Consider the following 6,099-nt stretch of genomic DNA (forward strand, 5'->3'; position numbering starts at 1 on the left):
GCCCCAACGGGAGCAAGCTCCCTCGCCACAGGTCGCAGGTTTTTCTGCTTTAGCGCTTAACTGACTGGCATTAGGGCCAGCCCGCTCCCACATTTGGTTTGTGATGTTGCAACTAACCGGTTATACAACCGCTTGAGTGTCCACCGAGAAGCGACAATGAACCCCTTCGAAGACATGCGCCTGTTCTGCCAGGTCATGGAGTCCGGCAGTTTCACCGCCGCCGCCGAGCAACTGGGCCTGTCCAAGCAATTCGTCAGCCGCCGCCTGATCCAACTGGAAGATCGCCTGGGCGTGCGCCTGCTCAACCGCTCCACGCGGCGCCTGGATGTCACGCCGCTGGGCCAGAGTTACTACGAATCGGCCTTGCGCCTGCTCAGCGATGTCGAGCAAGTGGAGCAGGGCATCGCCGGCCAGAACAGCGAACCGCGCGGCACCATTCGCCTCAGCGCGCCGTTGTCGTTTGCCATGGCGCATCTGGGTTGCCTGTTGCCGCTGTTCTTGCAGCGCTATCCCCAAGTGGCGGTGGAAGTCGACCTCAGCGACCGCCCGGTGGACCTGATCGGCGAAGGCTACGATCTGGTGCTGCGGATCGGCACCCTGGAAGATTCCACCTTGATCGCCCGGCGTATCGCCAGCATCCCGCGCGTGTACTGCGCCAGCCCCGACTACCTGGCCCTGCGCGGCACGCCGCAAAAACCCGATGACCTTGCCGCGCACGATTGCCTGCCCTACGGGCACGGCCGCCACGTGCAATGGCGCTTCAAGGGCAAACTGCAAGCACTGAATGTGAGCGGGCGCATGCGCGTCAATAACGGCGACTTGCTGCGCGACACCGCGATTGCCGGCCTGGGCGTGACCTACCTGCCGACCTTTATCGTCGGCGACGCGTTGAAGGACGGCCGCCTGATCAGCGTACTGGACGAATTCGCCCCCGAGGCCCTGACCTTGTCGGCGGTGTACCCCCAGCACCGGCAGAGTTCGCGGCCGGTGCAGGCGTTGGTCGAGTTCCTGCGCGAGCGCCTGGCTAGCGGCTGCTGAACAGCTGCCGGATCAGGTTGGGCGTGCTTCCGGTCCAACGCTTGAACGCGCGCCGAAAGTTCGCGGCGTCGTTGAAGTTCAGGTAGGCGGCCACCTCGTCGTTGCTGAACCCTTTGACCTGATACAGGTGCAACGCCATGTGCTTGCGTACCCGGTCCACCTGTTGCTGAAAGCCGGTGTCGTGCTTGTGCAGCTTGCGCTTGAGGGTGGCCGGGCTCATGGCGAAAGCCAGCGCGGCCTGCTCCAGGCTCGGCGGCTGGCGCACGTGCTCGCGCAGGTAGTCGTAAAGGCAATCGAGAAAGCTGGCGGCAAAACCCAACTGCTCGATCTGTTCGCGGGCTTGCTGACGCGCCACCTGGCCCGCCGTGGCCGAGGCGCCAGGCCAGGCGTGCGTGAGGTAATGGCGTGGCAGGCACATCATGTCCCGCGGGCGTTCAAAGCGCGTGTGTTCGCCCAGGTGCACCCAGTACTGCTCCACATAGCGCGGCTCGGCATGGCTGAAACTGCACACCCACGGCAGGCGCTCGCCGCCGAGCCATTGGCTCATGGCAACCACCGAGGTCATGCTCGCCTCGAGTAAAAAGCGCCAATGCTCGCCGGCACCGCAACTGTCCAGCCAGTACAGGTAGGCGTGGTGCTCATCCAATTCCAGCTGCGGCGTAACCAGCGGGCTCAGCAGCACTTGTTGCTGGATCAGAATCTCCAGCGCCTGATGCAGATTCTGCGCATGCCCCAGAGCATGGCTGGCCGCGCCGTAGTAGCCGGGCAGCAGGCGTTGGCCAAACAGGAAGCTGCTGTCGTCGGCGTCCAGCAGCTTGCGGCTGTTGCCGATCAACCCGAGCAATTGCTGCGGGCTCAAGCGAGCGTTGCCGGCCAGGATGTCTTCGTGGAACAGCCCGGTACCGCGCAGCAGGCGATGGCTGTCGATGTCCCGGGACAAGGCCAGGTCGATCAACGTGGCGGGCTGGTAATGGCCGGGAATGAAGCGGCTGTCGCTTTCATACCAGCTGGCTTTCACGGCCATCTCAGGCACTTTTCGCAAGGGGTTGCTTGGCGCGCGCCAGCGCCAGGTTCAGGCGCTTGAGCAAGTCATGGGGCGGCTCGTCCAGAGCCATTACCACCGCGGTGGTCGCCGCCAGTTGCAGGCGCTCGCCCTGTAGCCGGGTTTTGTGCGCCAGGCTCTGCACCGCCTGCTGCAATTCCAGCGCCAGCCCTTGGGCCTGGCGCTCGCCGGTGTTGGGCAGCAGTACCACAAAACGGTCCCCGGCCAGACGGCACAACAGGTCCTGGCGGCGCAGGTTGAGCAATAGCACATGGCTGACCGCCTGCAGCACCGCATCGCCTTCGGCATGCCCGTAGGCCTGGTTGATGGCGGCGAAGTGGTCCAGGTCCAGGGCCAGCAGTGACAGCGGTTGCTGCTGGTCGCGGCTGTCGTGCAGGCTGCCTTCGAGTTGGCGCTTGAGGTAGTCGGCACCGGCCAGGGGGGTGAGTTTGTCGAACAGCCGATGCTCGCGAAACAGGCGTTCGCGCTTTTCCATCTGCGCGCTGATCGCCAGTTGTTCGCGATGCCAATGGTAGATGCCGATCGTCAGCAGGATCATGCCCACCGGCATCGGCCCCGACTCCAGCCAGTGGTCCCAGGTGATGCTGTCGGGCAGGCGGATAAACTCGTCGAGGCTGTCGATCCACCACGAAAAGAAGATGCACGACAGGCCCAGGGCCAGGTAGTTGGTGACCCGTCCGGCAGGTCGGCTTTTGAGTACCAGGCCCAGCCATATCAACGCCAGCAGCGCCGAACCGCCTTCGCCGACGATATCCAGCCACACCCACTCACTGACGCTTTTGAGCTCGCCGCAGGCCAGGTGCAGGATCAGCCCGAGGTTGGCGGCGATCAGCAGCAGGGCGAGTTTCCAGCGATGGGGTTTGAGCACGGAAAACATGGCTGCGAGTCCTTGGGCAAATAAGCGGTGGACGCCAGCACAGCAGATGCATGTGACGGTTGGATGACGCTGGGGGAGGGTCGAATCAGCTCACGGTATAAACGCAATTGCGCGCCACAACCCGAACAAATGCGGGCGCGGGCTGGCTCGCGAATACGGTGGGTCAGTTAATACATTCAGTGACCGACATACCGCCTTTACGAGCCAGCCCGCTCCCTCAGTTTGATCGAGGTCATTTCAGCTCATTTGTACGCTCAAGGGCCCGGCAAACCCCGTGTTTTCTGGCTCTACGCATTGGCCTGTCACAGAACCGTCACCCTCCAGCCCTAGCTTGCCCTTCCAGTTGCCGGGCCCCTTGCCTGGCGCCAACGGATTCTTGGGGAGGGTTTCATGTACAAGCGCACCGGGCTCGTCAGCTTTACGCTTACCGCCTTGGCCCTGGCGATCGCCTGCGAGCGGCTCAGCGCCGCCGAAGCGGCCACCACCGAGCACGTCGACGTGGTCGGGCAGGCCGCCGCCATCGGCAGCGCCCTCAAGGAGCAACGCGTCTCCGACAGCATCAAGAGCGTGGTGCACGCCGACGGCGTGGCCCAGTTGCCGGACGAAAACGTCGCCGAAGCGGTGCAGCGCCTGCCGGGGATCAGCGTCGAGCGGGACCAGGGCGAAGGCCGTTTTGTCAGCGTGCGCGGCCTGGGGCCGGACCTCAACAGTGTGACCATCAACGGCACGTTGGTGCCATCACCTGAAAGCGAACGCCGCGCCGTGGCCCTCGACGTACTGCCTGCCGAACTGGTGCAATCGCTGTCGGTGATCAAGACGCTCACGCCGGACATGGACGCCAATTCCCTCGGCGGTACCGTCGACGTGAAAAGCCTGTCGGCGTTCGACCACAAGGGCCTGTTCTATACCGGCAGCACCGAGGCCAGTTATGACAAGAACACTCGCCAGACCAGCCCGAAATTCTCCGGCGCCGCCAGCAACCGGTTCAGCCTTGGCGACGGCATCGACAACTTCGGCGTGGCCGCGGCCCTCAGTTGGCAGAAGCGTGATTTCGGCTCGGACAACGTCGAAACCGGCGGCGCCTGGGATTTCAGCAGGGGCGCCAGGCTCAACGAGTTCGAACAGCGCGACTACGACATCAGTCGCGAACGCGCCGGTGGCGGCCTGAACTTCGACTACAAGCCCGATGACCTGAGCAGTTACTACCTGCGCACCCTCTACAGCCGTTACAAAGACACCGAAACCCGCAACGCCGCCAGCCTCGAATTCGCCGCCCCCCAGGCGCCCGGTGAGTTGGGCGAGGCCGAGGGCAAGCGCAAGCTCAAGAACCGCGAAGAAACCCAGCAGATCCAGTCTTACGTGTTCGGCGGCGAACGCATGCTCGGCCTGTGGACCTTGAGCGGCCAGGCCGGCTACAGCCGCTCCAGTGAAGACAGCCCGGCGCATATCGCGGGGGCCACCTTCGACGGTGGTGACTTTGCCGACAGTGGTTTCTATGACAAGACCAAGCCACGCCCGCTAATCGGCAGCGGCTTCTACGACGCCGGCAATTTCAGCCTCGACAAAGTCGACTGGGAGAAACAGCACACCCAGGACACCGAGAAAAACCTGCGCCTGGACCTGACCCGCGACTATGACCTGAGCGGCTACGCCTCCCAGTTCAAGTTCGGCGGCAAGGTCAGCCGACGCCACAAGGACAACGACCTGGAGGCCTGGGCCTACAAGGATCTGGATGAGCAGGGTTTCACTGACGAGCAGCTCAACCTCACGCATTTCCAGAAAGGCAATGTCGATTACCGTCTCGGCCGCTTTGGGCCGGGCATCAGCGCGGGCAACATCCGCCAACTGATCGGTGGCCTCAATCGCGATGACTTCTACGACCCCACCGAATCCCGGGTCAACGACTTCACCATCCACGAAGACATCAACGCCGGCTACCTGATGAACACCGTCGATATCGACGACTGGCGGTTCATTGCCGGGATGCGCTACGAGGGCACCGAATTCGAAGCCAAGGGCACCGGCGCCACCGACGGCCAGTTCAGCGCCACCGAGACTAAACGCCGTTATCACCACTGGTTGCCAGGCCTGCATGCGCGCTACCAGATCGACAAGAACACCCAGGTGCGTGCTGCCTGGACCAAATCCGTGGTGCGCCCGACCTTTGGTCAACTGGCCCCGGGTTTTGTCATCGACGATGACGAAGCCACATTCGGCAACCCGGACCTCAAGCCCCTGGAGTCGAGCAACCTGGACCTGGGCATCGAACACTTTATGGGCCGCGCCGGTTCCGTGTCGGCGTTCGTGTTCTACAAGGACATCCAGAATTTCGTCTACAACACCGACGTCGCCGGTAGCGGCGCCTGGACCAACTTCGCCGAGGCCCATACCTTCGCCAACGGCGACAGCGCCAAGCTGTATGGCCTGGAACTGGCCTACTCGCAAAAATTCGACTGGCTGCCCGCTCCGTGGAACGGTCTGCTGATCGGCGCCAACAGCACCTTCAGCCGCTCCAGCGCGGACATCGAAGGCTTCGACAGTGCCAGCGGTGGCAACCGCAAGCGCAACATCAGCCTGCCCAACCAGTCGGACACCGTCGGCAACCTGATGCTGGGCTGGGAAGACGACAAGCTCAGCCTGCGCCTCTCGGCCAACTACAAGTCGGCTTACCTGTACGAACTGGCGTCGATCAGCGACAAGGCCCACGACCTGCATGTGGATGCGCAAACCTTCGTCGATTTCAGCGCGCGCTATTCGCTGAGCAAAAATCTGCAAGTCAGCTTCGAGGCGCAGAACCTCACCGATGAGTCGTACTTCGTCTACACCGGCCACCGCAGCTACAACGGCCAGTACGAAGAGTACGGGCCCACTTACAAGCTGGGCCTGACCTTCACCCATTTCTAACCACCCTATTTCAACTGTGGGAGCGGGCTTGCTCGCGAATGCGGTGGGTCAGCCCACGCTTCGTTGACTGACACGGCGCTTTCGCGGGCAAGCCCTAATGCCGGTCAGTTAAGCGCTAAAGCAGAAAAACCTGCGACCTGTGGCGAGGGAGCTTGCTCCCGTTGGGGCGCGAAGCGGCCCCAAAAATGGGACTGCTACGCAGTCCAGCGGGAGCAAG

Annotated in this window: 4 protein-coding genes; 2 read left to right on the plus strand and 2 right to left on the minus strand. The window is 63.0% G+C overall.

Translation table 11 applies throughout. The annotated features are described in order from the left end of the window. The first annotated feature begins 156 nt into the window (after positions 1 to 156). Positions 157 to 1,038 carry a LysR family transcriptional regulator gene (locus tag Q1V60_RS14700; protein ID WP_300631547.1) on the plus strand — a complete coding sequence of 294 codons (882 nt, stop codon included), beginning with the start codon at positions 157 to 159 and terminating at the stop codon, positions 1,036 to 1,038. Here Q1V60_RS14700 and Q1V60_RS14705 read toward each other — a convergent pair. Both Q1V60_RS14705 and Q1V60_RS14710 read right to left on the minus strand, forming a co-directional pair. Then, a complete protein-coding gene (locus Q1V60_RS14705; protein WP_300631549.1) occupies positions 1,025 to 2,062 on the minus strand; it encodes an AraC family transcriptional regulator in 1,038 nt (345 codons plus the stop codon). The two genes, Q1V60_RS14700 and Q1V60_RS14705, sit on opposite strands and share 14 nt — an antisense overlap. A 1-nt stretch (position 2,063) precedes the next feature. Next, on the minus strand, positions 2,064 to 2,978 hold the full coding sequence (locus Q1V60_RS14710; RefSeq protein ID WP_300631551.1) for a GGDEF domain-containing protein: 915 nt from the start codon (positions 2,976 to 2,978) through the stop codon (positions 2,064 to 2,066). A 390-nt stretch (positions 2,979 to 3,368) separates the two neighbouring features. Between Q1V60_RS14710 and Q1V60_RS14715 the strand changes: the two genes are divergently transcribed. After that, positions 3,369 to 5,882: a TonB-dependent receptor gene (locus Q1V60_RS14715; RefSeq protein ID WP_300631553.1), complete on the plus strand. Its 2,514-nt coding sequence runs from the start codon at positions 3,369 to 3,371 to the stop codon at positions 5,880 to 5,882. Positions 5,883 to 6,099: the final 217 nt, after the last annotated feature.

This window comes from Pseudomonas sp., assembly GCF_030147005.1.
Classification (GTDB): domain Bacteria; phylum Pseudomonadota; class Gammaproteobacteria; order Pseudomonadales; family Pseudomonadaceae; genus Aquipseudomonas.

Coding starts and splice junctions, on each gene's coding strand:
- Q1V60_RS14705 (WP_300631549.1), bottom strand. CDS start 2,062: ATGGCCGTGAAAGCCAGCTGGTATGAAAGCGACAGCCGCTTCATTCCC.
- Q1V60_RS14715 (WP_300631553.1), top strand. CDS start 3,369: ATGTACAAGCGCACCGGGCTCGTCAGCTTTACGCTTACCGCCTTGGCC.
- Q1V60_RS14700 (WP_300631547.1), top strand. CDS start 157: ATGAACCCCTTCGAAGACATGCGCCTGTTCTGCCAGGTCATGGAGTCC.
- Q1V60_RS14710 (WP_300631551.1), bottom strand. CDS start 2,978: ATGTTTTCCGTGCTCAAACCCCATCGCTGGAAACTCGCCCTGCTGCTG.